Genomic DNA, 25,836 nt, shown 5'->3' with positions numbered 1-25,836 from the left:
GCCGTGCACTCGGGCCTAGGCTTGAGGCATGAAGATGAGTACCGTGTGGAGCATCATCGGCGCGATCATCGCCATCATCATCGCGTGGTGGGCGGTCAACGTCGCGTTCTCCATTGCGTGGTTCCTCGTCAAGGCCATCATCACCGTCGTCGTGGCGCTCGCGATCTTCGGCCTCATCAAGGCCTCGCTGACATCGAAGGACCGCGACCGAACTCGCTGACCCCCACCGATCAGAGATCGCCGAGGCTGGTGTTCGCCCCGCAGAGGACGACGCAGACCTTTTCGCCCTCGGCTGGCGCATAGCCGCCGGAGCCGTGGGCCCCCGCCAGTGCCGTGGCTGCCGCATGTTCGACCGCCAGCCGGTGCTGATCCCACAGGTGCTGCCTGGCTCCGATGATCGCGTCGTCGCTGACCAGCACCGAGGTGACCAGATCCGAGCGTGCCGCGTTCAGTGCCAGCGGTGTGGCGCGCCTGGCACCGAGCGAATCCGCCGCCACCGAATCGACTGTGACGTCGACCGGTTCTCCCGCCTCGATCGCTGCACTCAGCGCTCGACAGTTCTCCGGCTCGACCGCCACTGTTCGCACCCCGTGATGAGTCGCGGCCGTCGCAACTCCGGCGAATAGTCCGCCCCCGCCGACCGATACGACGACCGTGTCGAGGGCGGGCACCTGCGTGAGGATATCGGTCATCAGGGTGCCCGCGCCGGCCGCGATGAGTGGGTGGTCGTAGGCGTGCGAGGCCAGCGCCCCCGATGAGTCGACGAATTCCTGGCAGGCGGCGGCCGCCTCGGCGAATTCTGAACCGACCAACTCCACTCGCGCACCATACGAACGCAGCCGTTCGACCTTCACACTCGGCGCGGTGGTCGGCAGGAAGACGGTCGCCGGTACATCGGCCGCACGGGCAGCCCACGCGCAGGCGAGCCCTGCGTTCCCGCCCGAGGCGATGGTCACTCCCGCCTCGGGGAAGGTGCCCTCGACAAGGTGAGCCTGGATGAAGTTCTGTGCACCGCGGGCCTTGAACGTGCCGGTGTGCTGCATGAACTCGAGGGCGAAGACGTGTCCGTCCTTGTCGGCCGGGGCCACGGTCACCGGACGCACCCGGCCGGAGATCCGTGCGGCGGCGGCTTCGATGTCGGAGTACGTCAGCTCAGTCATGCCATCAGCCTATGCGAGAGCTCCTGAGTGGGTGCGCTGCTTCGGTGGATTGTTGGGTCGATCCACAGCGTTTCAGGCGGAGGAATCACCGTGGATCGACCAGGAAATCGAGGTGCAGGTGACGAACCAGGGGTTCGCGGCAGTCTCAGTGGTGCTTGGTCAGGCCGAGGTCGACGCCCTTCGTCTCCTTGACGAGGCTGACGCCGATGAGCGAGATGATGCACACGATGATCATGTAGATCGCAATCGAGATGGACTTCCCGGTCTCGGCGAGCAGGGTCTCGGCGATGGTCGGGGCGAAGGCGCCGCCGAGGATCGCGCCGAGCGCGTAGCCGATCGACACACCGGAGTAGCGGACCTGGGCGGGGAACATCTCCGCGTACATCGCCGACATCGGGCCATACGACAGGCCCATGCCGACGGTGAGGACGAAGATGCCGATGCCGTACATCCAGATATTGGCCATATCGATCATGAGGAAGGTTGGGATCAGCCACACGATGAGCAGGACGTAGCCGATCTGGAAGGTCCGCACGCGACCGAGCTTGTCCGAGAGCGCACCGCCCCACATCGTGAAGACCAGCCAGCCGAAGCTCGCGAGCGTCGTCGCCAGCAGCACGGGTGCTCGGTCGAGGCCGACGGATCCGCCCTCGTCGAGAGGGCGGGAGGCGTAGGCAGCGAAGAACGCGATGATCATGTAGCCCACGGCGTTGTTGCCGATGAAGATGAGCGCTGAGAGGATGACTTCCTTCGTGTTCTTCTTGAACAGGGTGCCCAGCGGAGCCGAGGACTCGGCCTTGCGTTCGGCGAGTTCGGCGAAGACCGGGGACTCCTCGACCTGGCGGCGGATGTAGTAGCCGACGATCACGAGGATGACGGAGAAGAGGAACGGGATCCTCCAGCCGAAGCTCGCGAACTGTTCGGGGGTGAGCAGAGTGGTGAGCACCCAGATGACGCCGGTGGCCAGGATCATGCCGACCGGCACGCCGATCTGCGGGTAGGCACCGAAGATGCCGCGCTTGGAGATCGGAGCGTGCTCGACTGACAGCAGCGCCGCCCCGCCCCATTCGCCGCCGGCGGAGAATCCCTGGAGGATCCGCAGCAGGGTGAGCAGGATCGGAGCGCCGACACCGATCATCGCGTAGTTCGGCAGCAAGCCGATGAGCGAGGTCGCGGCCCCCATGAGGATGAGCGTGAGCACGAGCATCTTCTTCCGCCCGATGCGATCGCCGAGGTGACCGGCGATGATCGCGCCCAGGGGGCGGAAGAGGAACGAAATTCCCAGTGATGCCCACGCCATGATCTGGCCGAGGGCCGGATTGTCCGAGGCCAGGGGCCCGAAGTACTGGGCGGAGAGGACGAGGCCGGCTGCCTGAGCGTAGATGAAGAAGTCGTACCACTCGATGGTGGTGCCGACGAGGGTGCCGGCAAGGACCTTGCGCTCTTCACGGGTGATCGAGTGGGGCTCGGTCGGCTGTGGCGCGGCCGGGCCAGGGGCTGTGGTGGACATGAGAGGATCTTTCGGTTGCTGGGCGACTTTGCCTGATGCCGTCTCCGGAAGCGGTGGTCCTCGACTCTGAGTGATCGCCGGTGCCTCGGGTCTGGCGGCGGACGGATGGACGTCCGCCTCGACTGACTGCCTGGTCAGTAATTGAGAACGATCATAGGTCAGAAGGTGCCTTCGTGTCACTCGGTGACAATTACCGACCGATTGGTTAGTATATGTCTAGGAATCGGCAGCGGTGCCGAATGCGGCCGCCGTGGACCGGGAGACGTCGTTTCACCAGGGAGAGCAAAGCATGACCGAAATCCTCAGTTCCTATGTGGCCGGATCCTGGCACACACCGGCAACGACCGAGTCCGCCCGACCCGTCCGCGACGCCGGCACCGGGGAACTCCTCCACTCGGTGAGTTCGGCCGGAGTCGACTTCGCCGCCGTCGCCGATCATGCTCGGACCACCGGCATCGAGGAGCTGCAGAAGCTCACCTTCCACCAGCGCGGTGTGATCCTGAAGAAGCTCGCGACCTACCTCATGGAGCGCACGAAGGACTACCACGAGATCTCCTTCACCACCGGCACCACGAAGCGCGACGCCTTCGTCGACATCGAAGGCGGAATCGGCACACTCTTCACCTACTCCGGCGTCGCCCGCCGCCAGATGCCGAACTCGACCGTGCACCTCGACGGCGGGGTCGAGCGTCTGTCGAAGAACGGCACCTTCGTCGGTCGCCACATCCTCACCTCCCGGCAGGGACTCGCATGTCAGATCAATGCCTTCAACTTCCCCGTCTGGGGCATGCTCGAGAAGTTCGGGCCGATGTTCGTCGCCGGCGTCCCCGTCGTCGTCAAGCCCGCCACCGACACTGCCCACCTGACCCGCGCCGTCGTTGCCGACATGATCGAGTCCGGGCTGCTCCCGGCTGGCGCGATCCAGTTGGTCTGCGGTGACGTCACCCCGCTGTTCGATCACCTCGCCGAACAGGACGCGATCGCCTTCACCGGATCGGCGAACACCGCTCGCCATCTCTCCGGACTCGACTGCGTGACCCAGCGCGGCACCCGCTTCTTCGCCGAGGCGGACTCGCTGAACTTCTCTCTGCTCGGTCCCGATGCCGCGCCCGGCACGCAAGAATTCGACCTCTTCGTCTCCGGCGTCGTCGCCGAGATGACCGTCAAGGCCGGACAGAAGTGCACTGCGATCCGCCGCACCTTCGTCCCCGAAGCCCACGCCGAGGCGGTCGGTGAAGCCATCACCGCGAAGCTCGCCACCCAAGGTGTGGGCGATCCGCGCGAGAAGTCCACCCGCCTGGGCCCCGTCGTCTCCGACAAGCAGCGCACCGACGTCCTCGACGCCGTCGATCGGATCATCGCCGGGGGAGCGCACCTGCTCACCGGCGGCCGTGAGGAATCCGATCGTCTGGCCGCCGAACATGGCGGAGCCTATGTCGCGGCCACCGTCCTCCAGGCCGATGACGCGTGGTCCGATGCCGTCCACGACATCGAGGCTTTTGGGCCCGTGACCTCGATCATCACCTATTCCGACACCGAGGATGCCGTCCGCCTGGCTGCCCGTGGCCGCGGCTCCCTCGTCGGCTCCGTCGTCACGCATGATCGTGAGTTCGCCACCGAATTCGTCCGCAGGATCGCCCCGTGGCATGGTCGCGTGCTCGTCCTCGACCGCGACGATGCCGAAGAGTCGACCGGCCACGGTTCGCCCCTGCCCAACCTCATCCACGGCGGCCCCGGTCGGGCCGGCGGCGGAGAGGAGATGGGCGGACTGCGCGGCGTCGAGCACTTCATGCAGCGCACCGCGATCCAGGCCTCCCCAGACATGCTCACCGTGATCGGCGGTGAATGGGTGGGCGGATCGGAGCGCCGCCTCGGTGATCATCCGTTCACGAAGTCGCTTGCGGACCTGCGCATCGGCGACACCCTCGACTCGGAGTGGCGGGAAGTCACGCTCGACGACATCGAGCACTTCGCGAACTTCACCGGGGACACCTTCTACGCCCACATGAACGAAGAAGCGGCCGCCGCGAACCCGTTCTTCCCGGGCCGCGTGGCCCACGGCTACCTCATCGTGTCCTTCGCCGCCGGACTGTTCGTGCAGCCGGACCCGGGCCCGGTGCTCGCGAACTACGGTCTTGAGGGACTCAACTTCATCACCCCGGTCTCCCCGGGCGACAAGCTCAAGGTCACGCTCACCGCGAAGCGGATCACCCCGCGTGAGACCGACGAATACGGTGAGGTCCGCTGGGACGCGCAGGTCGTCAACCAGAACGACGAGCCTGTGGCGAACTACGACGTGCTCACGCTCGTGGCCAAGGAGTACTGAGGTCCCGTCGCTCAGGAGGCCTGAGGAACCCTCACCTTCAGTGCGGACGGACGAATCGTCACGGTCGCCGGGGTCTGCCAGACCGCGTCGCCGTCGGCGACGATCTCGATCGGATCGGCACCGGCAGGAGTGTCGATGCCGATCTCGCGAGTTCGGCTGAAATGAATGTGCGGGTGGCGGTCGTGCCTGCCGGACATGAACGCGACGAGCTCGACGGCGAGCTTCGGCAGCCACGCCTCCCCCAGGAGGACGACGTCGATGAGTCCGTCATCGATCGCCGCCTCGGGGGAGAGCGTGAGCCCGCCCCCGTAGCGGCCGGAATTCGCGAACCCCGCGGTCAGGCCCCGGAAGTCGAGGCGCTGTCCGTCGACTGTCAGCTCGAGGTCGATGCTCCTCGGCGGCAGGATCGCACGCAGGATCCCGTACAGGTACACCCAATGGCCCCGGACGACCCTGGTCGAGTTCGCATGCCGCTGGACGGTCGAGTCGAGACCGAGGCAGACGTTGCCGAGGCTGATCGTGCCATCGAGGTCGAGCACGTCGATCACTCGATCGCGGCCGTCGGCGATCGTGGCCACAGCCTCTTCGACGCCTTTCGGGATGCGGAGTTTGCCGATGAGGTCATTGCCGCGGCCACCGGCGATGACGCCCAGTGCCGTGTCCGTATCGACGAGGCCGGCGGCGACTGTACGCGCCATCCCGTCACCGCCGAGCGCACCGACGACCTTGGCGCCCTCGGCGGCGAACGTCGCGGCGAGCTCCTTCGCATGTTCCTCGCTCGTGCTTCTGACAAGCCGCGCCTCGAGACCGTGTGCGGCGAAGGCATGGACGAGCGGATCGATTCGTCTGAGCACCGCTCCGCGCCGTGCCGTGGGATTGAGGATCACGGGCACGACCGCCGGATCGGCGACCGGCCGTGCAGAGCCCCGGTCTGTGGAATCCGTGCCGAAGGCGCCCTTGTCTTCGATGCCGCTCACAGTCGATCCGGTCCGTTCATCAGCTTGCCGGGATTCATGATGCCCTTCGGGTCGACCTCGGCCTTGGCTGCACGCAGCATCCGCAGCCACAGCCCGCCGGTCTCCGCCGGCAGCCACGGGGCATGATCGGTGCCGACGGCGTGGTGGTGGGTGATCGTGCCGCCGCCGGCGACGATGGCGTCACTGGCCGCCGACTTCAGCGCCTTCCACTGCGTGATCTCCGCCCCGACCTCCTGCTTGGCGAAGACCGTGTAATACAGCGAACAGCCGGTGGCGTAGAGATGCGAGACGTGGCAGAGCACGAATGCAGGAGTGCCGCGCTCGGCCATCGCTTTCTCGATTCCGGCGCTGATCGTGCCGTGGAGGTCATTCACCTTCGACCACGGGGCCGAAGTCTCCATCGTCTCGACGATCATTCCCTCTCGCAGCAGCTGATCGCGCAGGTACGGAGTCGAGAAGCGGTGCTTCTCCCACGAGGTCTCCGGAACCGCGCCGAGGTTGACGCCCTTGTGCCTGCGCACGATCGAACGGCCTTGGGACCGACGCGAGCGCACATCGGAGGCCGCGCCGTCGTAGCGGACGACGAGGAGGCAGGGAGTCGTGAAGCCGCGGGCGCGCAGATAGGCGAGAACGCCCTTGCGCTGCAGCTCGCTGCCGAGCTGCGCGAGTCCGAACGCAGTCTCATTGACATCCGAGAGACGCGCGATGTCTAGGTGGAGACCCGACTGCTCCATCTCCCGCAGCGCAGCGGTGCCCGAGGCGAAGTCCGGGAAGAACCACGAATCGGCCTGAACGGCCTTCGGCACGCGGCGGATCCGCAGGGTCGCCTCGGTGATGATGCCCAGCGTTCCTTCGGACCCGACGAACAGCTGGCGCGGGTTCGGTCCGGCTGCGGTCGCCGGGGTTGTGCGCAGTTCGACCGGTCCGCTCGGGGTCGAGCAGCGCAGGCCGTCGACGTTCTCATCGATGCGCCCGTACCCGGTCGACTGCTGACCGGCAGAGCGGGTGGCGACCCAACCGCCGACGGTGCTGAACTCGAAGGACTGCGGGTAGTGGGCGAGGGTGAAGCCGCGAGGCTGCAGGGCATCCTCCAGGTCGGGACCGAAGACTCCGGCTTGGACGGTGGCCGTCAGCGACTCCTCGTCGATGTCGATGATACTGTCGAGGCGGGCCAGGCTGATGCTCACGACCGCCGCGAACTCGCCGCGCACGGCATCGATGCCGCCGACGACGCTGGTGCCGCCGCCGAAGGGGACGACCGCCACGGATTCCTCGGCGCACACCGCCAGGAGAGCGTCCATCTCGGCGGCAGAGGCGGGGTAGAGCACCGCATCGGGAGCGTGGGACAGCTGTCCGCTGCGGAGGCGGATGAGGTCCGGCATGCTGCGTCCGGCGGCATGGGAGACGCGGGTCGCGCGATCATCGCGGACGAACTCCTCGCCCACGGTGTCGGCGAGGCGGGCGCGCACCCCAACGGTGAGTCCCGATTCGGGCAGTGCGACATCCTCGAGCGCCACATGCGGCCTGTCGACGCCGGCGGGCCAGCCGCAGTGCTTGCTCAGGATCACCTTCGCGCCGGGTTTGACGGGGCCGTCGTTGCCGTCCTCGCCCCAGCCCCACCAGCGCATCCGCGGTTGAGTATTGCCCATGTTCGTCATCCTTCGTGTCGTGAATCGGTGTTGAGCTCCGGCGCAAGCCGAACCACTGCGTCGTAGAGTTCGGCGCGATCGGCGTCGACGAGGCCCCAGCGGGTCCGTCGGTCGATGACGTCCTCGACCGTGAGCGCCAGTTCGTGCTCGACGGCGAAGCGGACCTCTGCCCCGGTCAGCGGGATCCCCTCGCGTACGGGTTCGTTGAGCGATGGATCGGCCTCACCGTAGGCGGCCACTTTCGCGGCCTCGGTTCCGAAGGCGGTGACCAGGCGGTCGGGCAGGCCGGGCGCGGGGGTGCCCTTGCCGACGAGTCCGAGTTCCGTGGTCCGGCACGGTCCGGCCTGCAGTCCGCCGGCTTCGACCACGGCATCGACGGCGTCCTCGGCCATGCGCCGGTAGGTAGTGAGTTTACCGCCGACGATCGTCAGCGCCCCGGTCTGCGAGTCCCGCAGCAGGGCGTGCTTGCGGGAGAGGTCGGCGCTGCTGGACGCGCCGCTGCTCTTGATCAGCGGGCGGAAGCCGGAGTAGCCGCCGACGATGTCGTCAGTGGTCAGCTTGTCTTCGAGAACGGCGTTGATCGTGTCGAGGAGGAACGCCGCCTCGTCGCCGTCGGGATGGTCGCGTTCCGGAATCGGACCGTGGTGCGGATCGTCGGTGAGGCCGATCATGACCAGGCCGTTGTGCCATGGGACGGCGAAGACATAGCGGCCGAAGTGACCGGGCACCGGCGCGGTGATCGCGGCCCGCGGATGGCCCAGACGGGCGGCAGGCACGAGGATGTGCGACCCCTTGCTGGGGGCCAGCTCGACGTCGCCTGCGAGTGTGTCGGACCAGACCCCGGCGGCGTTGACGATCTGCTTGGCGCCGATGGTGTGTTCGTCTCCGGTGAGGCGGTCCCGCACGTGCACGTGGCCGGGTTCGATGGCGGTCGCCTCGGTGTAGGTGAGGATGTCGGCACCGTGCTGGGCGGCCGTCCGGGCCAGCGCGACGACGAGCCGGGCGTCGTCGATGAGCTGACCGTCCCAGCTGAGCAGTCCACCGCGCAGACCTGCGGGATCGGTGGTCGGGGCGAACCGGTGGACCGAGGCGGCCGAGATCCGGCGGGGATGCGGAAGGAGGGCCTTCGGGGTGCGTGCGAGCATCCGCAGGACATCGCCGGCGTGGAAGCCGGTGCTCGTCACCGTGGCCTCGATGCGGCCGATCGCCGGATGCAGCGGGAAGACCATAGGCAGCGGCCGGATGAGGTGCGGGGCGATGTTCTTCATCAGCCGGCCGCGTTCGACGGCCGATTCCCACGCGATCCCGATATCGCCCTTCGCGAGGTAGCGCAATCCGCCGTGGGCGAGCTTCGAGCTCCAGCTGCTGGTTCCCGAGGCGAGGTCGCCGCGTTCGACGAGGGCGACGCTGAGTCCGCGCGTCGTCGCGTCGAGGGCGACTCCTGCGCCGGTGAACCCGCCGCCGATGACGGCGAGGTCGACCTTGCCGCCGGCGATGAGGTCTGCCAGTTCCCGCTCACGGCGAGCGGCATTGAGCGCGGAGTCTCCTGAAGCCGTGGAATCCATTGGAAACCTTTCTGGTACGAGTGCGTACCAGTTTGCAATCGCGCTCCGATGTTGTCAAGATCACAGTGTGAGTGATGAGGGGCGACCGTATGCTGGCAGCAGTGCCGCCGAGCGCGTCAACGCTCGCCGCGAACAGATCATCGCGGCCGGACTCTCCCTCTTCGGCACCCAGGGGTACCGGGCAACGACCGTCGGAGCGGTCTGCGCGGAAGCTGGACTCAATAAGCGCTACTTCTACGAATCGTTCGCCACGCTCGAAGAACTGCTCTGCGTCGTCTACGAGCGCGTTGTCGCTGATCTGCGCGCGACGGTCCTCGCCGGCAGTGGGGACAGCGCGCCCGAGATGCTGCGCGGCTTCATCGCCGCATTCCTCGGCTGGGCCCAGGCCGATCCGGTGAGGGCGCGTGTGCACCTCTTCGAGGTGCTCGGAGTCAGCACACGGGTCGACGAGCTCTACCGTCGGCACGGGCGGTTGATCGGCGGCGAGTTGGTCGACCGCCTGGCCGCGTCGGTGCCCGGGCTCATGGCCACCGACGAGAAGCGGCGCATCCTCGGCAATGTGCTCGTCGGTGCGGGGATCCAGCTCGTCGTCGACTGGGTGATCAGCGGCTACGAACCGCCGCGCGAGGAGCTGCTGGCCCAGATGGACGGGACGTTGGAGTGGGTCGTCGCCGCCGGGATGTCGGCGCTCGGCTTCGATCTCGGCTGAGGTGCCGAGGGGCGATCAGGCCTCCAGGCCCTGGAAGGCCATCGTCGTGACCGCCTCGGCGATGGTGTCGGGGTCGACGGGATAGCTGGGCCGGTACCACTCGGTGATCGAGTTGACCATGCCGAAGAGCAGGCGCGTGATGAGCCCCGGGGTGAAGTCCGAGCGCAGGCCGCCCTCGGCGATGGCGTTCTCGACGAGCGCACGGACCTTCGCGTCGATGTTTCGGCGGGCCTCGAGGGCGTCGCGCTCCAAGGGCGAGTTTCCGCGCACGCGCAGCAGCAGCGTCACCGAATGGTGGTATTCGATGAGGATGACCACGCTGGCGCGTACGGCCAGCTGCAGGCGCTCGAGTGCGGTGACGTTCTCCCGCAGACTCTCGGTCTCCACCGCGGAATCGAGCGCGCGGATCCCGCGGCTGATCGCCAGGTGCAGCAGTTCTTCCTTCGATGTCACATGGTGGTAGATCGCTGACTTCGTGATGCCGAGTTCACGGGCGACCGTGTCCATCGAGGTGCCGTCATAGCCGCGGGAGACGAAGACCTCCGTGGCCTTGTTGATCAAGGTCTCCCGGTCGTAGCCGGGACGGCCGCGGCGGGAGCGTTTGGGGGCAGTCGCCTCGGCTGGGGTCGTCGAGTCAGGGGCTGTCGACGCGGGTGAGGACGATTCGGGCATGCGCATCAGTCTAATCGGCTGCCTCGGTGAGTGCCGCGACCCAGGTCACAGCACTCACCTCGGCACACGTCCGCGGAGTCGCTGCAGCGCATGCCCGGCGCCTCATCTCAGCGCACGCCTTCGCGACGGTCGATGATGCGCTTCATCTTGCCCACCGAGCGCGGCAGGTCGCCGGGCATCTTGATGTCGATGGTGCAGGAGACGCCGAGGCGCTCCTTGATCCGGGCGGCCACGAGCTTGTCGAGGCCCTCGAGCTCGACGGCGCCGACGCCTTCGCGGGCCTCGACCTCAACGCTCATCTCATCCATCCGACCCGGGCGGGTGAGGACGAGCTGGAAGTGCGGGCTCAGGGGTGCGAACTCGAAGAGCACGGTCTCGACGTTCGCGGGGTAGACGTTGACGCCGCGGATGATCATGAGGTCATCGGAGCGGCCGGTGATGCGCGAGATCCGGCGGAAGTTCGGGCGCGCGGTGCCCGGCAGCAGGGTGGCAAGATCGTGCGTGCGGTAGCGGATGATCGGCAGCGCTTCCTTCGTCAGCGAGGTGAAGACGAGTTCGCCTTCCTCGCCGTCGGGCAGCACCTCGCCGGTGAAGGGGTCGACGATCTCCGGGTAGAAGTGGTCCTCCCAGATCGTCGGGCCGTCCTTCGTCACTGCGGACTCGCAGGCCACGCCGGGTCCCATGACCTCGGAGAGGCCGTAGATGTCGACGGCGTTGATGTTGAAGGAGCTCTCGATCTCCTTGCGCATCTCGTCCGTCCACGGCTCGGCGCCGCAGATCGCGGTCTTCAGGCTCGTCGAAGTCGGGTCGATGCCCTGCTTGTGGAATTCGTCGAGGATGGTGAGCAGATAGGTCGGGGTGGCCGTGATGATGTCCGGCTTGAAGTCCTGGATGAGCTGCACCTGACGCGGGGTCTGACCGCCGGAGATCGGGACGACGGTGAACCCGTGGCGTTCGGCGCCATGGACGCCGAGGCCACCGGTGAACAGGCCGTAGCCGTAGGCATTGTGCATCATCTGCCCTCGCTTGCCGCCGGCACCGAGGATGGACCGCGCGATGAGGCCGCCCCATCGATCGAGATCGCCCATCGTGTATCCGACGACCGTCGGCAATCCCGTCGTGCCCGAGGATGCGTGGATGCGAGCGACCTGCTCCTGCGGGACGGCGAAGAGTCCGAACGGGTAGTTGTCGCGCAGATCCTGCTTCGTCGTGAATGGCAGCTTCGCAATGTCCTCGAGGCTGGTGATGTCTGCGGGGGTGACGCCGAGGTCGTCGAAGGCCTTCCGGTAGAACGGCACTCGTTCGTACACCGAGGTCACCGTCGTCTTGAGGTTCTTCAGCTGGTCGGAGCGCAGCTCGTCCAGGCTCATCCGTTCGCCGGCGTCGAGGTCGGTCTCAGTCATCATCGTCTCCTTGCGAATCTCTTCTGTGTGTCAGATCCAAAAACCGCCGAGGTGGTCCACCGTTCTTCGGTGTCCGGTCGTCGACGGGTGGTTCGGTGGGGTTCGGTTCGGTCGGGTGCGGCGGTTCTACTTGCGGGCGGGCAGCGTGCGGGAGCGGCCGCGGTAGGTGGCGATGATGTCGTCGCCGCGGGTGACGGTGACGTCGTAGATGCCCGAGCGGCCCTGCTTGACGACCTCGTGGGCGCGGGCGACGAGCTCGTCTCCAAGGTGCGTGGGCTTGAGGAAGTCGATGTCTCCGCCGGAGGCGACGGTGATCGAACCGGGATAGTTGCAGGCCATTGCGAAGGTGGTGTCGGCGAAGAGGAAGACGTAGCCGCCGTGGGTGATGTCGTGGCCGTTGGTCATGATCTCGCTGACCGTCATCGAGCACTGCGCCCACCCGGGCCCGTGGTCATCCACGGTGATGCCCAGATGCTGGGAGGCGCGGTCATTGGCGAACATCGCGGCCGCACCGGTGAGCTCGGGGGCCGCCTCGGTGGGGGAGGGGTCGTTCGAGGTCTCCGACTCCGCGGTCGTCGTATCGTGGGCGGGTTGTCCCATATTCGGCTCCTCCTCGAGTCGCGGTTTCGGGCGCTGAAGCACGGGAAGTGCCGGCGCCATTGCGCTTGGACGACGGTGAAAGGTCCCCTGCGATCCAGCCCGCCGGAGAATAAACGACCATCTGGTCAATAAATATCGTTCCGATCGTCGCCGCTGTCAAGTCCTGGCGCGATTCGGCCTGCGAGTCGCGCGCATCGTCCGGCAGATGCGTCGGGTGGCATCTGTATGCGAATTATGGGCGCATAGAAGCCGTTCGCGTGGGTGGCATTGCACCGGGACGCGGGGTGTGCAACACTGGTGGCAACAATACAGAACAAATGGTCAGTAAATGGATGCCCTCAGGCCAGAGGTCTTACGATGGTCGGACCGATGATGCGGTCGGCAGCCGCTGACCGAGGCAGGTCCTGACAAGGGCACATCCAAGGGTGGAGTGGTCATGACAACTCAAGTGAACGACAACCGCTTCGATGAGGCGGCGCTGCAGGAGCAGTTCGACGCCACAATCGAGGCCAAGGATCGGATCGAACCCCGGGACTGGATGCCCGAGGCCTACCGCAAGACGCTCATCCGCCAGGTCGCACAGCACGCGCACTCGGAGATCATCGGCATGCAGCCCGAAGGCAACTGGATCTCCCGCGCACCCTCCCTGCGCCGCAAGGCGATCCTGCTGGCGAAGGTCCAGGACGAAGCCGGGCACGGCCTCTACCTCTACTCTGCCGCCGAGACCCTGGGCGCCACGCGCAATGAACTCACCGAGAAGCTCGTCGCCGGCAAGCAGAAGTACTCCTCGATCTTCAACTACCCGACCCTGTCCTACACCGATGTCGGCACGATCGGCTGGCTCGTCGACGGCGCGGCCATCTGCAACCAGGTGCCGCTGTGCCGGACCTCCTTCGGCCCCTACGGCCGTGCGATGATCCGCATCTGCAAGGAAGAGTCCTTCCACCAGCGCCAGGGCTACGAGCTGCTGATGACGATGATGCGCGGTACCGAGGCTCAGCGCGAGATGGTCCAGGAATCGGTCAACCGTTTCTGGTGGCCGGCGCTGATGATGTTCGGTCCTCCCGACGACAACTCGCCGAACACCGAGCAGTCGATGGCCTGGGGTATCAAGACCCACACCAACGATGAGCTGCGCCAGAAGTTCGTCGACATGTCAGTTCCCCAGGCAGAAGGCCTCGGCGTGACGTTCCCCGATGAGCACCTCAAGTGGAACGAAGAACGCGGACACTACGACTTCTCCACCCCGAACTGGGACGAGTTCTGGGCTGTCGTCAAGGGCGACGGACCCTGCAACGAACAGCGACTGGGCCACCGCAAGCGCGCCTGGGACGAAGGCGCGTGGGTGCGCGAAGCAGCGCTCGCCTTCGCAGAGAATCAGACCGCCGAGGCGGCCGCCACCCCGGATGCGGCCGCGGATACCCCCGCCGCCGGAGTCGACACCACCACACCCGAGGAGACAGCGAAATGACCGAGACCAAACCCGGCCCCACCTCGGCGAAGGACAATTCCGCAGAAGGCTCGACCCGCGGCGAATGGCCGCTCTACGAGGTCTTCGTGCGCGGCAAGCGCGGACTGAACCACGTCCATGTCGGTTCTCTGCACGCCGCCGATGATCAGATGGCCGTCCACCACGCCCGCGACGTCTACACCCGGCGCAACGAAGGTGTGAGCATCTGGGTCGTCCGTGCCGCCGACATCACGGCCTCGAGCCCGGACGAGAAGGACCCGATGTTCGCCCCCAGCGGCGACAAGGTCTACCGCCACCCCACCTTCTACGACATCCCCGCCGATGTCCCCCATATGTGAGAAGGGGCGAGAAATGACTGCGAACAACGAACCCACCATCCATGTCGAGCACGACGAGGCCGGCACGAACGTCGATCACGATACGCACGACAACGCCTACTCGGGTCTGCTCGTCAACGACGCGAACTGGGCCTTCGGCACCGACTTCGAAGACCCCCTGGCCGGCGTCGACACGACCGTGCCTGACGGAGTCGACGCTGCCGACCTCGGCGCGTACTGCCTGATGCTCGGCGACGACGCGCTCGTCTTCAGCCAGCGGATCTCCGAATGGTGCTCGAACGCCCCTGACCTCGAAGAGGACATCGCGCTGGCGAACATCGCCCTCGACCTCCTCGGTCAGGCGCGTCTCCTGCTCGCCCGCGCCGCCGCAGCCGATCCGGAGCTCGTGCCCGAGCTGCCGGCGGGCTCCCCGGTGCCCGATGAGGACAGGCTCGCGTACTTCCGCAACGACCTGGGCTTCCGCAATGTCCGCCTCGCCGAGGTGCCCAACGGCGACTTCGCCGAGGCGGTGGCGAAGATCCTCATCTACTCCACCTGGCGTCTGTCGATCTTCGAACGCCTGGTAGACAGCCGCGACACCGTGCTCGCGGCCATCGCAGCCAAGGGCGTCAAGGAGATGTCCTACCATCGCGACTTCGCCGGACGCTGGGTTGTGACCCTCGCCCGCGGCACCGAGGAGTCGAAGTCCCGCCTGGTCACTGCGCTGAACGGCCTGTGGCCGCTGTGGACCGAGCTCTTCGAGACCCACTCGGTCGAAGCCTCCGTGGCCGAGGCCGGAATCGGCGTCGACCCCGCGACGATCGCCGACGAAGCATCCGTGATCCTCGACCAGGTGTTCGCCGCAGCCGGAATCGACCGCCCCGAACGCGGCGGTCTGGCCGGAGTCGGCGTCCACGGCGGCAAGGGCCGCGACGGACTCCACACCGAGGCCCTGTCGAAGCTGCTCGCCGAGATGCAGGTCGTCGCCCGGGAGCATCCGGAGGGGCAGTGGTGACCGCCATGCTCGAGACCTATCCGACCAACAGCGCCGCCGAGGCGATCGACCGTGCCTGGGCCGCCGCGGAACGAGTGACCGACCCCGAGATGCCGATGCTCACCCTCCTCGACCTCGGCGTGCTGCGTGACGTCACGATCGAAGACGGCCACGTCGTCACCACCATCACCCCCACCTATTCGGGTTGTCCGGCGATGGCGACGATGCGTGATGACCTGCAGCGTGAACTCCTCGAAGACGGATTCCCCGACGCCGAGGTGCGCGTGTCCCTGACGCCCGCGTGGACGAGCGACTGGATCACCGAACGCGGGAAGAAAGCACTCAAAGACGCCGGAATCTCCCCGCCCGGAGCCGCACCCCGCAACGCCGGCCCGGTGGCGCTGACCCTCATGCCCACCCGCCGCGCCGTGACCTGCGTGCTGTGCGGATCCGACGATGTCAGGCTGTCCTCCGAGTTCGGCGCGACCGCATGCAAGGCCATGTACCAGTGCAACGTCTGCCTCGAACCGTTCGACCATGTGAAGGAGATCTGATGACCGATCTGATCGATCAGACCGCCGAGGCGGCCCCCTCCACTGAGCCCGCCGACGGACGCTCCCGGTCGGCTTTCTATCCGCTGACCGTGAACACCGTCGATCACCTCACCGAGGACTCGGCAGCTGTGACCTTCGACGTGCCTGCTGAATACTCCGAACTCTTCGACTTCGCGGCCGGGCAGTCCCTGACCCTGCGTCGCATCATCGACGGCCAGGAGCACCGCCGAACCTATTCGATCTGCGCCCCGGCCGGAACCGCTCCGCGCATCGGCGTGCGCGAAGTCCCCGAAGGGCTCTTCTCCCTGTGGTTGGTGGGCGAGGTCCGAGTCGGCGACGTCATCGAGGTGCAGCCGCCCTCGGGAAGCTTCCGCGCCGATGCCTCCGCCGGTGGCAAGCACCTCTGCATCGCCGCAGGTTCGGGCATCACCCCGATGCTCTCCATCGCGTCGACCGTGCTGTCGAACTCCGAGGCATCGGTGACACTGCTCTACGGCAACCGGCACACGAACACCGTGATGTTCGCCGAGGAGCTCGCCGACCTCAAGGACGCCCGCAACCAACAGCTCGACCTCGTTCACGTGCTCTCCCGCGAACCCCGCGATGTCGAGCTCTTCTCCGGCCGCCTCGACGAGGAGAAGCTGCGGGACCTGTTCTCGGCGATCGTCCCGATCGGCAGCATGGACCATGTGTGGCTGTGCGGACCCTTCGGCATGCTCGAAGACGCCCGCAAGGTGCTCGCCGAATTCGACGTGCCGAAGGAGCGGATCCACTTCGAGCTCTTCTACGTCGACGAACCGCCGCCGGAAGTCGTCCACGCGGACAAGGTCGTCGAAGGCGCCACCAGCGACGTCACCGTCATCCTCGACGGCAAACGCTCCACCTCGGCGATGTCGCAGGGCAAGACCATCCTCGATTCCGCACAGGAATCCCGGTCCGACCTGCCGTTCGCCTGCAAGGGCGGCGTCTGCGGCACCTGCCGTGCGAAGATCTGCGGCGGCGAGGTCAACATGGTCCGCAACTACGCTCTCGAGGACGCCGAGGTCGAGGCGAACTTCGTCCTCACCTGCCAGACGTTCCCAGTCAGCGACGAAGTCGTCGTCGACTTCGACTCCTGAACCCACTTCACTTCACCGAGGAGACCCATGACCGAAGCATTCATTCTCGACGGACTGCGTACGCCCATCGGCCGCTACGGAGGTGCTCTGGCCGATCAGCGGCCCGACGACCTCGTGGCCACCACGCTCAAGACCGTCGTCGAACGCTCCGGCATCGATGCCGCGGACATCGACGAAGTCATCCTCGGATCGGCGAACCAGGCAGGTGAGGACAACCGCAACATCGCTCGTATGGCCGTGCTCCTGGCGGGTCTGCCCGAATCTGTGCCCGGGTTCACCGTCAACCGTCTGTGCGCCTCGGGGATGACCGCGATCACGACGGCACGCGCGATGATTGCCGCTGGAGACGCCGATGTGGTCGTGGCCGGCGGGGTCGAATCGATGACCCGTGCCCCCTGGGTGAGTGAGAAGCCCTCGCGCGCCTGGTCGAAGCCGGGTCGGACCTGGGACACCTCGATCGGCTGGCGGTTCACGAACCCCGCCTTCGGTGAGGACACGACCCTGTCCATGCCGCAGACTGCCGAACGAGTCGCCGAGAAGTGGAAGCTGACGCGCGAAGCGCTCGACGAGTTCGCTTATCAGTCGCATCAGAAGGCCCTGGCCGCGCAGAAGGCCGGCAGCTTCGACCCGGAGATCCTGCCCATCGGCGATGTCACCGCCGATGAGGGCCCACGCGATTCGACGCTGGAGAAGCTCGGCAAGCTGCGCCCCATCCATGGACCCGGAGGACTCATCACCGCCGGAAACTCCTCATCGCTCAACGACGGTGCCGCCGTCGTCGTGCTCGTGTCCGAGGACTATGCGAACAAGCACGGGCTCAGCCCGCGCGCCCGGGTCGTCGCCGGTGCCAATGCCGGTGTGTCCCCGGAGATCATGGGCATCGGACCTGTCCCCGCGACCCGCAAGGTGCTCGAACGCACCGGCTGGGGCGTCGGCGAACTCGAGGCCGTCGAACTCAATGAGGCCTTCGCCTCCCAGTCGCTGGCGTGCATGGGCGACCTCGGACTCGACCCGGAGACCGTCAACGGCTTCGGCGGAGCCATCGCGCTCGGCCACCCGCTGGGCTGCTCGGGCACCCGCATCACTCTGACCCTGCTCAACCGCCTGGAGCAGGCCGGGGCGAAGAAGGGACTGGCGACCATGTGCGTGGGCGTCGGCCAGGGTTCGGCGCTGCTGCTGGAGCGCGTGTGAGCGCCGGCAGCACCGGCGTGAACGATTCCGCCTCCCCGCTGCACATCGAACGCCATTCCGACCGCACGATCATCCGGCTCAACCGGCCCGAGGTCCGCAACGCCATCGACCAGTCGATGGTCGATGCCCTCCACGCCGTGTGCGCCGAACTCGAGACCGAACCGAAGGTCGCGATCCTCACCGGCAGCTCCGGAGTCTTCGCTGCGGGTGCCGATATCTCGCAGCTGCGCAATCGTCGCCGCGATGATGCCCTGGCCGGGATCAACTCGAAGATCTTCTCCCGCATCCAGGAGCTGCCGATGCCCGTCATCGCGCTCGTCGAGGGATATGCCCTGGGCGGCGGTGCCGAGCTCGCCTTCGCCGCGGATTTCCGTATCGGCACACCGTCGACGAAGATCGGCAACCCGGAGACCGGTCTGGGCATCCTCGCCGCCGCCGGAGCCGCGTGGCGCCTGCGCGAACTCGTCGGCGAACCCCGTGCCAAGGAGATCCTCCTGGCCGGGCGCACCCTGCAGGCCGATGAAGCCAAGGCCATCGGTCTACTCAACGACGTCGTCGATCCCGAGGACCTCGAACTAGCCGGTCAGGCGCTGGCCGACCGGATTGCGAGCTTCGCACCCCTGGCCGTGCGGCTGAGCAAATCGGCGTTCCACGCGCCGCGTGAAGCGCATCCGCTCATCGACAATGTGGCCCAGGCCGTGCTGTTCGAAACCGAGGAGAAGTTCTCCCGTATGGACGCGTTCCTGTCCAAACGCGAGGCCAAGAAGGCGAAGAAGGCAGCCGAGCAGGAAGCGGCCGAGCGCGCACGCGCCGAAGCTGTGACCACCGAAGCGATCAACCAGCAGCGCGATTCGCACACCCGAGAAGAAGGCAACAACGCATGAGCGACACCACTGACACCCCGGCCGAGGCGGCCCCCACCACCGCCCGCGTCCCCGACGTCGTCGGCGTCTATGGCGGCGGACGGATGGGCGCCGGAATCGCGCATGCCTTCGCCACCGCCGGTGCCCGCGTCATCGTCATCGAGAACACCGACGACACAGTGGCCGCAGCCCGGGAACGCATCGACGCCTCGACGAGTAAGTCGCAGTCCAAAGGCATCGAGGTGCCCGGAACGGTCGTCGTCGACCGCGACCCGACCCTGCTCGACGAGGCTCTCCTCGTCGTCGAAGCCGTGCCCGAGATCGTCGAACTCAAGCAGGAAGTGCTTGCGAACATCGCGAAGCACGCTCCGGCTGCGAGCATCGGCACGAACACCTCGGCGCTGTCGATCGACGAACTCGCCGCAGCCCTGCCGCGGCCGCAGGCGCTCATCGGCCTGCACTTCTTCAACCCGGTGCCCGTGTCCGAACTCGTCGAGGTCGTCGTCGGCACCCACACCGATCCGAAGCTCGTCGACGTCGCCAGGGGATGGGTGACGGGACTGGGGAAGACGGCGATCACGGTGAAGGATTCGCCCGGATTCGCGTCCTCCCGCCTCGGCGTGGCTCTCGCCTTGGAGGCGATGCGGATGGTCGAGGACGGCGTCGCCTCAGCCTCGGACATCGACCGTGCCATGACCCTGGGCTACCGGCATCCGGCGGGGCCGTTGAAGACGACGGACATCGTCGGTCTCGACGTGCGTCTCGGCATCGCCGAACATCTCGCGGCCGAGATCGGTGAGCGTTTCACACCTCCGCAGATACTCAAGGACAAGGTCGCTGCCGGTGAACTCGGCCGCAAGACCGGGCAGGGTTTCTACACCTGGTGACCCCGCCGCTGCACGGACACGCAAAGGAGCATCCATGACCGAAATCCAGCTGAAGAACCGCGGCCCGATCGCCGAGATCATCCTCGACGGACCCGAGTCCCGCAACGCCCTCGACGCGGACAATCTCCGCGATATCGCCGCCGCCGTGGCCAAGGTCGCCGAGGCGGTGCCCAACGTGCGCGTGCTCCTCATCCGCGGGGAGGGCAAGGTCTTCTGCTCCGGTCGCGATATCGCGAACGTCGACGTCGAGACCGATGACGCGCATGCGTTCCTCGCCGAGATCTTCGCCCCCGTGTTCCAGGCGATCCGGGCGCTGCCGATCCCGGTGATCGCGCAGGTCCAAGGTGCGGCCCTCGGGCTCGGGTACGGAGTGGCAGCGGCCGCGGACATGATCTTCGCCGCCGATGATGCGAAGTTCGGGTCCCCGTTCGCCGCGATCGGTGCGATGCTCGATTCCGGCGCCCACCACGTGTTCCTCGACCGGGTCGGCTACCACCGGACGATGGACCTCATCGTCACCGGAGATTTCCTCACCGGCGCCGAGGCAGCCGCCACCGGGATCGCCTCCCGTGCGGTCCCAGCCGCGGAACTGTCCGAATTCGTCGAATCGAAGCTGGAGAAGATCGTCGGCGGACCGGCCGAGGCCTTCGCGATGGAGAAGGGCTTCGTGCAGAAGCTCGCCGACGAACGGCCGAACCTCGCCGAGGTGCTCGCCCAAGAGGCAGCCTTGCAAGAATCGGCCCGTCAGACCCCGGACTATGCCGAAGGGTTCCAGGCGTTCCAGGAGCGCCGCAAACCGAATTTCGGCTGAGTCGCCGGTTCACTGCGTGCGATGGTGGTCTTCGTCGCCGGGGATACCCGTCGTCGCGTTCTTCGAGTTCTCCGCATCGCGCGTACGCTTCCAGCGGCGCATCGTGATGATCGTCAGAGCGATGACCAGGGTCCAGGAGATGCTTACGGCGATGCCGTTGATGACATTCGGTTCTCCGATGAAGGCACCGACGGCCACGAGTGAGAGCTGGCCCGGCAGGGACGAGATGACTGTGGCGCTGAGAAATGTGCGGTTGTCGATTCCCAGTGCCCCGCTGCCGTAGTTGACCGGCCAGTAAGGGAACCCGGGCATGAGGCGCAGGGCGCACACCGCGTAGAAGCCGCCGCCGGTGAGCTTGGATTCGATCGTCTCGGCGTGGGATCCGAGCAGCCTCAGGACTGTGTCCCGGCCGAGCGCCCGAGCGATCCAGTATCCGATCCAGCAGCCCCCGACGACTCCGACCATCGACAGGAGGGTGCCGAACGGCAGTCCGAAGATGAGGCCTCCGGCCGTGGCCATGATCGTCACGGGGATCGGGGTGGCGGCGACGCCCATATAGATGAGGACGAAGACGGCGAAGCCCCAGAAGCCGGCGGCCGCGATATCGTCCTGCAACACGTCGACCGAGGGCAGGCGGACGTTGAAGACCGCCCACAATCCGGCCAGCACGGCGAGGGCGAGGGCGATATTGCGCAGGATCGTCGACCAGTCGAGGCGCTCCCGGCCCTGCCGGGGGCGGGGCGACCACTCCGCGGGCGAGGAGTCTTCGTATCCGGGCATGGCCCGATCTTACGTCTCGGCCGGGGTGGTTGGGCAATCTCCGGCTCAGGCTGCGGGGCCTTCGGCCAGAGTCACCTCGGCGGTGTGGGTCTGACCGGCGGAGTCCGTCCAACTCAGCGACACGGTGTCACCGGGCTTGTGTTCGGCGATGGCGGAGGAGAGAGCCGTGCCGTCGGTGATCTGAGTGGAACCGATCTGCGTGATCGCGTCGCCGGCACTCAGTCCCGCCTCGGCGGCGGGGGTGTCCTCATAGACCCCGGCGACGACCGCACCTGCGGTCTGCGACGCTGAGCCCGACTGGCTGGCTTGGCCCGGCTGGCCTGACTGGCCATTCGAGCCGCCGTCTCCCGGCTGGATCGACTGGCTGCCCTGACCTGACTGGTCCGATTGCGAATCCTGCTGGACGCCGATGCCGAGGAACGCCGGATAGCCGAGTGTGTTCGTGCTCGTCTGCTGTCCGTCGATGATCGATTCGGCGGTCGTCAGCGCGGACTCGATGGGGATGGCGTAGCCGGTGACGACGGGGGCACCGGAGGAGGCGGCCGTGTTCATGCCCACGACTTCGCCTTCGTCATCGAGCAGGGCCCCACCCGAATCGCCGGAGACGATATCGGCTTGGACCTTGATCATATTGTTCAGCGTCTCCGAGTCCTCAGAGCCCTGAGCGGCGGTGGTGACCGAAGCGCCGAGGTCGGTGACCGTGCCGTCGGCGGCCTGCAGCTGTCCCTGTCCCTCGGAATTGCCGACGGCGGTGACGTCGTCACCGACCGTGACCGAGTCGTCATCGACCGTGGCCGGCTGCAGGTCCGAGGCGTCCTTGAGCTGGAGCACGGCGACGTCCTCCGTCGAATCGGAGCCGACGACAGATGCCTCGTACGTCTTGCCGGTGGTGGCTACGGTGACGGAGATCTTCGTCGAATCGGCGATGACGTGGTTGTTCGTCAGCACCAGACCGTCATTGCTCAGAACGATGCCGGTGCCGGCCGCCTCGGCGTTCTCATAGCCGAGCTCGGTGTCGATGAGGACGACTCCTGTGGATTCCTCAGCGCTGGCCGGGGACGCCTCCTGCTGGCTGGAGCCGTTGGAGCCCTGACCGGTGTTCGGCGACTGCGAGTTCCCGCCGGGCGAGGTGCCGTTGCCCGGAGCGATGCCGGTGGATCCGCCGCTGCCCTGACCGTCATTGCCCTGTCCGAGACCCGATGACTGACCGCCGCTCTGTCCGGGATCAGTGGCCTGCCCGGTGAAGGGGATGGCGGACTGGGCTGCTGCGACCGTGGAGGCGTGGGACGCCGAGGCGGCCGGGAGTCCCGCGGCCGTGCCGACGGTCAACGCCAATGCTGCGGCGGCAGTGACCGCCGTTGCCAGACGACGCCGGGGGTTGGTGCTCATGGTCTGTGCCCTTCTCTGCTGTTTGGGAGTGCGTGATGACTCCTATTCAGCACCTGGACGCTGTGGCCAGGCTGTGGCGCAGCTGGAGCGAGGCTTCGACTTCGTCGGTCGAAAGCTGAGACGGTCGGTAGGGTCGCCTCGGCGAGAGGGTCAGCCGGTGAAGATCGCGACGGCCTTGACCACGGTCAGGGACAGGCCCCAGAGGAGGCCGCCGACCACGACGACGGTGAGGACGGATCCGATGGCCTTGTAGGCGCCGCCGACGGGAGACTGCGGTGAACCGGAGTCGGGGACGTGGGCGATATGGGTGGAATCATTCATGATCTGACCCTTCCTTCAGTTCTCTTCGAGGACGGCGGCCTGCTTGGCGGCGACGTCCTCTTCGCGTTCGAAGTACTTCTCGCTGACCGGGCGGACGAGCGCATTGGCGATGAAGCCGATGACCAGCGCGCCGACCATGATGAACATTCCGGGGGTGTAGAGCTCGGGGCCTTCCTTCCCGGCGGCCTCACCGGCTTCGACGACGGAGTTGACGATGAGCGGACCCGCCACACCGGCCGCCGACCAGGCGGTGAGCAGCGCACCGTGGATGGCGCCGACCTGATAGACGCCGAAGAGGTCCTTGAGGTAGGCGGGAACGGTGGAGAATCCGCCGCCGTAGAAAGAGATGATGATGAGGGTGGCCAGCACGAAGAGGATGATCGACCCGCCGCCGAAGAGCGCGACGAGAAGGTAGAGGATCGCGCCGACGCCGAGGTACATCATGTAGTTGTTCTTCCGCCCCAGGTAGTCCGACGTCGTCGACCAGATGAAGCGTCCGCCCATGTTGCCGATGGACAGCAGGCCGACGAAGCCGGCTGCCGCGGCGGCGGTGATGCCGAAGTAGGACTGGATCATCGGGGCGGCGTTCTCGAGGATGCCGATGCCCGCGGTGACGTTGAGGAACAGGACGACCCACAGCAGCCAGAACTGCGGTGTGCGGATGGCTCTGCGCACCGAGACGTTGCCCTTCGTCTGCATCGGCTTGGCCTCGACTTTCGAGGGGTCGAAGCCCTTCGGGGTCCACTCCGGGTGGGGGACGCGGATGACGAAAGCGCCGGCGGCGATGACCACGGCGTAGACGATGCCGAGGGTGACGAAGGTCGGGGTCAGACCGGCGACGAGGTTTTCGGGTTCGGCTCCTCCGCCGTAGAGGGCCATGAGCTGGTTCGACATCGGGCTGGCGATGAGTGCGCCGCCGCCGAAGCCCATGATGGCCAGGCCCGTGGCCAGTCCCGGACGGTCCGGGAACCATTTCATCAGGGTCGAGACCGGGGAGATGTAGCCGATGCCCAGACCGATGCCGCCGACGACTCCGTATCCGAGGTAGACCAGCCACAGCTGACCGGTCATGATGCCCAGCGACGCGATGAAGAAGCCGACGACCCAGCAGGTTCCGGCGGCGACCATCGAGGCGCGGGGGCCGTTCTTCTCCACCCAGGGGCCGAAGACTGCCGAGGAGATGCCGAGCATGAGGATCGCGATCGAGAAGATCCAGCCGATCGAGACCTCGCCGGTGTCGAAGTGGGTCATGAATGGGATCTTGAAGACGCTGAATGCGTAGACCTGGCCGATGCACAGGTGGATGGCCAGAGCGGCCGGTGGGATCAGCCACCGGTTGAAGTTCTTCGGCGCGACGATTGCCGGGCGCGTGAGAATGGAAGCCACGGGAAGTCCTTTTCTGCAGTGGAACTCGTGTCACCGTCGACACCGGTCAGCGGACGGAGCGTGAGACCGGCGGTCAATCGACCGGCCGGATAGTCCACCTCAGGGTAAGTTCCACACAAGAAAAATGCGAGGAATGTTCAGCATTTTCTTGTGAAAAGGCGGCAGTTTCTTGCCAAATGGGACGAAGTCCGTGGCTGCGGGGCCTCAGAGGTGGATCGTGACGTCGGCCTGCTTACGCAGCTTCTTCGCGAACTTCTGAGTCGCCTCCTGAGACTTCTGGCTCTTCACCTGCTCCTTGAGCTGGGGGCGCATGTCCTCGATCGGGGGCATCTCCTGCTGACCCTGACCGCCCTGCTGAGCCATCTGCTCCTGCTGGCTCTTCGCCTGTTCGTAGGCCTGTCCGATCTCTTCGCCGCTGACCTTGAACTCACCGTATTCGTCCTCGACGAGACCTTCGATCTTCAGCTGGTTCTTCAGCTCTGAGCGGACCTTCTTCTCATCCATGCCCTGGTCCTTCATGGCTTTGAGGAAGTCTTTCTCGCTCATCTGCCCCGATTTCGCAGATTCCTTGAGCCCCTTGTCGATGTCCTTGTCCGAGACATCGATCTTGCGCTTATCGGCTTCCTGGACGAGCACTTCGGTGCTCACGAGGTTCTCGGCGGTCTGCTTCTTCAGGCCCTTCTCATCGACCGGCTGGCCGGACTGCTGAGCCTGCATCTGCATCTGCTGGTACTGGGTTTCGAAGAGGGGAACGAAGTCGTCCTTCGTGATCTTCTTGCCGTTGACCTCGGCGACGACATTCGGAATGTCCTTCGTATTCGGTTTGCCCTGCTGGCTCTGTTTGTCCTGGGCGGAGTCGGTGCCGGGGGACTGTTCGGCCGCGGCCGAGGACTCCTTCGGCTTCGCTTCGTCATCCTGACTTCCGCAGGCGGCCAGTGCCACCACGGAGACGGACATGGCCAGGCCCAGCAGCCACCGGTTCGTTCGCACATTCACTCCTGCTCATCGGTTTCAGCCTGCCAGGCTAACAGGGCCGACTCCCCGAAGAATGTGTGGAGTATGTGCGTCACTTGGCAAGGGGGATTGCGGTAGGCGGCCCCGGAGAGGATCGGTGTGCCAACTGTTCGTCTCGGATTCGTCGAACGGGCACTGACGGTCGGCCGCCTCGGCGGGTACACTGCAG

25 protein-coding genes are annotated in these 25,836 nt (G+C 66.4%); 12 read left to right on the top strand and 13 right to left on the bottom strand.

Annotation, left to right across the window (positions count from 1 at the left end; all coding sequences use genetic code 11):
• Positions 1–28: 28 nt before the first annotated feature.
• On the top strand, positions 29–220 hold the full coding sequence (locus BLU88_RS02005) for a hypothetical protein (RefSeq protein WP_092009564.1): 192 nt from the start codon (positions 29–31) through the stop codon (positions 218–220).
• Positions 221–230: 10 nt separating this feature from the next.
• On the opposite strand, the gene BLU88_RS02000 is transcribed toward BLU88_RS02005, so the two are convergent.
• Both BLU88_RS02000 and BLU88_RS01995 read right to left on the bottom strand, forming a co-directional pair.
• Positions 231–1,160 carry a serine/threonine dehydratase gene (locus BLU88_RS02000; protein WP_092009562.1) on the bottom strand — a complete coding sequence of 310 codons (930 nt, stop codon included), beginning with the start codon at positions 1,158–1,160 and terminating at the stop codon, positions 231–233.
• Between the two features lie 145 nt (positions 1,161–1,305).
• Positions 1,306–2,670, bottom strand: a complete 1,365-nt coding sequence (locus BLU88_RS01995) for an MFS transporter (protein ID WP_092009560.1) — start codon at positions 2,668–2,670, stop codon at positions 1,306–1,308.
• Between the two features lie 289 nt (positions 2,671–2,959).
• Between BLU88_RS01995 and paaZ the strand changes: the two genes are divergently transcribed.
• Complete coding sequence (gene paaZ / locus BLU88_RS01990; protein ID WP_092009558.1) at positions 2,960–4,996, top strand: phenylacetic acid degradation bifunctional protein PaaZ; 2,037 nt, start codon at positions 2,960–2,962, stop codon at positions 4,994–4,996.
• Between the two features lie 11 nt (positions 4,997–5,007).
• On the opposite strand, the gene BLU88_RS01985 is transcribed toward paaZ, so the two are convergent.
• The 3 genes from BLU88_RS01985 to BLU88_RS01975 are packed head-to-tail and all read right to left on the bottom strand — an operon-like array spanning position 5,008 to position 9,187.
• Positions 5,008–5,973 carry a diacylglycerol/lipid kinase family protein gene (locus tag BLU88_RS01985; protein WP_157688933.1) on the bottom strand — a complete coding sequence of 322 codons (966 nt, stop codon included), beginning with the start codon at positions 5,971–5,973 and terminating at the stop codon, positions 5,008–5,010.
• On the bottom strand, positions 5,970–7,622 hold the full coding sequence (locus tag BLU88_RS01980) for an FAD-binding oxidoreductase (RefSeq protein ID WP_092009556.1): 1,653 nt from the start codon (positions 7,620–7,622) through the stop codon (positions 5,970–5,972). Before BLU88_RS01980 ends, BLU88_RS01985 begins: the two co-directional genes overlap by 4 nt.
• 5 nt (positions 7,623–7,627) lie before the next feature.
• Complete coding sequence (locus tag BLU88_RS01975) at positions 7,628–9,187, bottom strand: glycerol-3-phosphate dehydrogenase/oxidase (protein WP_092009554.1); 1,560 nt, start codon at positions 9,185–9,187, stop codon at positions 7,628–7,630.
• 67 nt (positions 9,188–9,254) lie between these two features.
• On the opposite strand from BLU88_RS01975, the gene BLU88_RS01970 reads away from it, so the two are divergent.
• Positions 9,255–9,896, top strand: a complete 642-nt coding sequence (locus BLU88_RS01970; protein WP_157688931.1) for a TetR/AcrR family transcriptional regulator — start codon at positions 9,255–9,257, stop codon at positions 9,894–9,896.
• Between the two features lie 15 nt (positions 9,897–9,911).
• Here BLU88_RS01970 and BLU88_RS01965 read toward each other — a convergent pair whose 3' ends face one another.
• The 3 genes from BLU88_RS01965 to paaI all read right to left on the bottom strand — a co-directional run bounded on the left by BLU88_RS01965 (position 9,912) and on the right by paaI (position 12,571).
• Complete coding sequence (locus BLU88_RS01965) at positions 9,912–10,568, bottom strand: TetR/AcrR family transcriptional regulator (protein WP_092017045.1); 657 nt, start codon at positions 10,566–10,568, stop codon at positions 9,912–9,914.
• 107 nt (positions 10,569–10,675) lie between these two features.
• Positions 10,676–11,971 (bottom strand): AMP-binding protein, encoded by a 1,296-nt coding sequence (locus BLU88_RS01960; protein WP_092017043.1) that lies wholly within the window; start codon positions 11,969–11,971, stop codon positions 10,676–10,678.
• 126 nt (positions 11,972–12,097) lie between these two features.
• On the bottom strand, positions 12,098–12,571 hold the full coding sequence (paaI, locus tag BLU88_RS01955) for a hydroxyphenylacetyl-CoA thioesterase PaaI (protein ID WP_092009552.1): 474 nt from the start codon (positions 12,569–12,571) through the stop codon (positions 12,098–12,100).
• 436 nt (positions 12,572–13,007) lie between these two features.
• Here paaI and paaA point away from each other — a divergent pair, with 436 nt between their 5' ends.
• Genes paaA through BLU88_RS01910 form a run of 9 tightly spaced genes read left to right on the top strand, consistent with a single transcriptional unit; the run spans position 13,008 to position 20,777 of the window.
• A complete protein-coding gene (paaA, locus tag BLU88_RS01950; protein WP_092009550.1) occupies positions 13,008–14,042 on the top strand; it encodes a 1,2-phenylacetyl-CoA epoxidase subunit PaaA in 1,035 nt (344 codons plus the stop codon).
• Positions 14,039–14,380: a 1,2-phenylacetyl-CoA epoxidase subunit PaaB gene (gene paaB / locus BLU88_RS01945; RefSeq protein WP_092009548.1), complete on the top strand. Its 342-nt coding sequence runs from the start codon at positions 14,039–14,041 to the stop codon at positions 14,378–14,380. Before paaA ends, paaB begins: the two co-directional genes overlap by 4 nt.
• Before the next feature lie 13 nt (positions 14,381–14,393).
• Positions 14,394–15,374 carry a 1,2-phenylacetyl-CoA epoxidase subunit PaaC gene (gene paaC, locus BLU88_RS01940; RefSeq protein WP_092009546.1) on the top strand — a complete coding sequence of 327 codons (981 nt, stop codon included), beginning with the start codon at positions 14,394–14,396 and terminating at the stop codon, positions 15,372–15,374.
• 5 nt (positions 15,375–15,379) lie between these two features.
• On the top strand, positions 15,380–15,907 hold the full coding sequence (gene paaD, locus BLU88_RS01935; protein ID WP_092017041.1) for a 1,2-phenylacetyl-CoA epoxidase subunit PaaD: 528 nt from the start codon (positions 15,380–15,382) through the stop codon (positions 15,905–15,907).
• Positions 15,907–17,025: a 1,2-phenylacetyl-CoA epoxidase subunit PaaE gene (paaE, locus tag BLU88_RS01930; RefSeq protein ID WP_092009544.1), complete on the top strand. Its 1,119-nt coding sequence runs from the start codon at positions 15,907–15,909 to the stop codon at positions 17,023–17,025. Before paaD ends, paaE begins: the two co-directional genes overlap by 1 nt.
• A 27-nt stretch (positions 17,026–17,052) precedes the next feature.
• On the top strand, positions 17,053–18,216 hold the full coding sequence (locus BLU88_RS01925) for a thiolase family protein (protein ID WP_092009542.1): 1,164 nt from the start codon (positions 17,053–17,055) through the stop codon (positions 18,214–18,216).
• Positions 18,213–19,100 (top strand): enoyl-CoA hydratase/isomerase family protein, encoded by an 888-nt coding sequence (locus tag BLU88_RS01920; RefSeq protein WP_407922841.1) that lies wholly within the window; start codon positions 18,213–18,215, stop codon positions 19,098–19,100. The genes BLU88_RS01925 and BLU88_RS01920 overlap by 4 nt, the downstream gene beginning before the upstream one ends.
• Positions 19,097–19,966 carry a 3-hydroxyacyl-CoA dehydrogenase family protein gene (locus tag BLU88_RS01915; RefSeq protein WP_092009540.1) on the top strand — a complete coding sequence of 290 codons (870 nt, stop codon included), beginning with the start codon at positions 19,097–19,099 and terminating at the stop codon, positions 19,964–19,966. The genes BLU88_RS01920 and BLU88_RS01915 overlap by 4 nt, the downstream gene beginning before the upstream one ends.
• 34 nt (positions 19,967–20,000) lie before the next feature.
• Positions 20,001–20,777: an enoyl-CoA hydratase/isomerase family protein gene (locus BLU88_RS01910; RefSeq protein ID WP_092009538.1), complete on the top strand. Its 777-nt coding sequence runs from the start codon at positions 20,001–20,003 to the stop codon at positions 20,775–20,777.
• Positions 20,778–20,786: 9 nt separating this feature from the next.
• Here BLU88_RS01910 and BLU88_RS01905 read toward each other — a convergent pair whose 3' ends face one another.
• The 5 genes from BLU88_RS01905 to BLU88_RS01890 all read right to left on the bottom strand — a co-directional run bounded on the left by BLU88_RS01905 (position 20,787) and on the right by BLU88_RS01890 (position 25,649).
• A complete protein-coding gene (locus BLU88_RS01905; RefSeq protein ID WP_092009535.1) occupies positions 20,787–21,557 on the bottom strand; it encodes a TVP38/TMEM64 family protein in 771 nt (256 codons plus the stop codon).
• A gap of 45 nt (positions 21,558–21,602) precedes the next feature.
• Positions 21,603–22,946 (bottom strand): S1C family serine protease, encoded by a 1,344-nt coding sequence (locus tag BLU88_RS01900; protein ID WP_092009532.1) that lies wholly within the window; start codon positions 22,944–22,946, stop codon positions 21,603–21,605.
• A gap of 150 nt (positions 22,947–23,096) precedes the next feature.
• Positions 23,097–23,267 carry a hypothetical protein gene (locus BLU88_RS18060; RefSeq protein WP_157688930.1) on the bottom strand — a complete coding sequence of 57 codons (171 nt, stop codon included), beginning with the start codon at positions 23,265–23,267 and terminating at the stop codon, positions 23,097–23,099.
• A 15-nt stretch (positions 23,268–23,282) separates the two neighbouring features.
• A complete protein-coding gene (locus BLU88_RS01895; RefSeq protein WP_092009530.1) occupies positions 23,283–24,653 on the bottom strand; it encodes an L-lactate MFS transporter in 1,371 nt (456 codons plus the stop codon).
• A gap of 204 nt (positions 24,654–24,857) precedes the next feature.
• Complete coding sequence (locus BLU88_RS01890) at positions 24,858–25,649, bottom strand: SurA N-terminal domain-containing protein (protein WP_231939532.1); 792 nt, start codon at positions 25,647–25,649, stop codon at positions 24,858–24,860.
• Positions 25,650–25,836 lie beyond the last annotated feature (187 nt).

It is taken from the genome of Brevibacterium siliguriense (assembly GCF_900105315.1).
Classification (GTDB): Bacteria; Actinomycetota; Actinomycetes; order Actinomycetales; family Brevibacteriaceae; genus Brevibacterium; species Brevibacterium siliguriense.
The sequence above is the reverse complement of the archived record's forward strand: the minus strand, read 5'-3'. Positions and strand labels throughout refer to the sequence as shown.

What these genes read in the sequence shown, in the direction of transcription:
- BLU88_RS01995 (WP_092009560.1), bottom strand. Translation starts at nt 2,670, where the DNA reads ATGTCCACCACAGCCCCTGGCCCGGCCGCGCCACAGCCGACCGAGCCC.
- paaI (WP_092009552.1), bottom strand. Translation starts at nt 12,571, where the DNA reads ATGGGACAACCCGCCCACGATACGACGACCGCGGAGTCGGAGACCTCG.
- paaC (WP_092009546.1), top strand. Translation starts at nt 14,394, where the DNA reads ATGACTGCGAACAACGAACCCACCATCCATGTCGAGCACGACGAGGCC.
- paaZ (WP_092009558.1), top strand. Translation starts at nt 2,960, where the DNA reads ATGACCGAAATCCTCAGTTCCTATGTGGCCGGATCCTGGCACACACCG.
- paaA (WP_092009550.1), top strand. Translation starts at nt 13,008, where the DNA reads ATGACAACTCAAGTGAACGACAACCGCTTCGATGAGGCGGCGCTGCAG.
- paaE (WP_092009544.1), top strand. Translation starts at nt 15,907, where the DNA reads ATGACCGATCTGATCGATCAGACCGCCGAGGCGGCCCCCTCCACTGAG.
- BLU88_RS01965 (WP_092017045.1), bottom strand. Translation starts at nt 10,568, where the DNA reads ATGCCCGAATCGTCCTCACCCGCGTCGACAGCCCCTGACTCGACGACC.
- BLU88_RS01925 (WP_092009542.1), top strand. Translation starts at nt 17,053, where the DNA reads ATGACCGAAGCATTCATTCTCGACGGACTGCGTACGCCCATCGGCCGC.
- paaD (WP_092017041.1), top strand. Translation starts at nt 15,380, where the DNA reads ATGCTCGAGACCTATCCGACCAACAGCGCCGCCGAGGCGATCGACCGT.
- BLU88_RS01975 (WP_092009554.1), bottom strand. Translation starts at nt 9,187, where the DNA reads ATGGATTCCACGGCTTCAGGAGACTCCGCGCTCAATGCCGCTCGCCGT.
- BLU88_RS18060 (WP_157688930.1), bottom strand. Translation starts at nt 23,267, where the DNA reads ATGAATGATTCCACCCATATCGCCCACGTCCCCGACTCCGGTTCACCG.
- BLU88_RS01900 (WP_092009532.1), bottom strand. Translation starts at nt 22,946, where the DNA reads ATGAGCACCAACCCCCGGCGTCGTCTGGCAACGGCGGTCACTGCCGCC.
- BLU88_RS01905 (WP_092009535.1), bottom strand. Translation starts at nt 21,557, where the DNA reads ATGCCCGGATACGAAGACTCCTCGCCCGCGGAGTGGTCGCCCCGCCCC.
- paaB (WP_092009548.1), top strand. Translation starts at nt 14,039, where the DNA reads ATGACCGAGACCAAACCCGGCCCCACCTCGGCGAAGGACAATTCCGCA.
- BLU88_RS01910 (WP_092009538.1), top strand. Translation starts at nt 20,001, where the DNA reads ATGACCGAAATCCAGCTGAAGAACCGCGGCCCGATCGCCGAGATCATC.
- BLU88_RS02000 (WP_092009562.1), bottom strand. Translation starts at nt 1,160, where the DNA reads ATGACTGAGCTGACGTACTCCGACATCGAAGCCGCCGCCGCACGGATC.
- BLU88_RS01980 (WP_092009556.1), bottom strand. Translation starts at nt 7,622, where the DNA reads ATGGGCAATACTCAACCGCGGATGCGCTGGTGGGGCTGGGGCGAGGAC.
- BLU88_RS01915 (WP_092009540.1), top strand. Translation starts at nt 19,097, where the DNA reads ATGAGCGACACCACTGACACCCCGGCCGAGGCGGCCCCCACCACCGCC.
- BLU88_RS02005 (WP_092009564.1), top strand. Translation starts at nt 29, where the DNA reads ATGAAGATGAGTACCGTGTGGAGCATCATCGGCGCGATCATCGCCATC.
- BLU88_RS01960 (WP_092017043.1), bottom strand. Translation starts at nt 11,971, where the DNA reads ATGACTGAGACCGACCTCGACGCCGGCGAACGGATGAGCCTGGACGAG.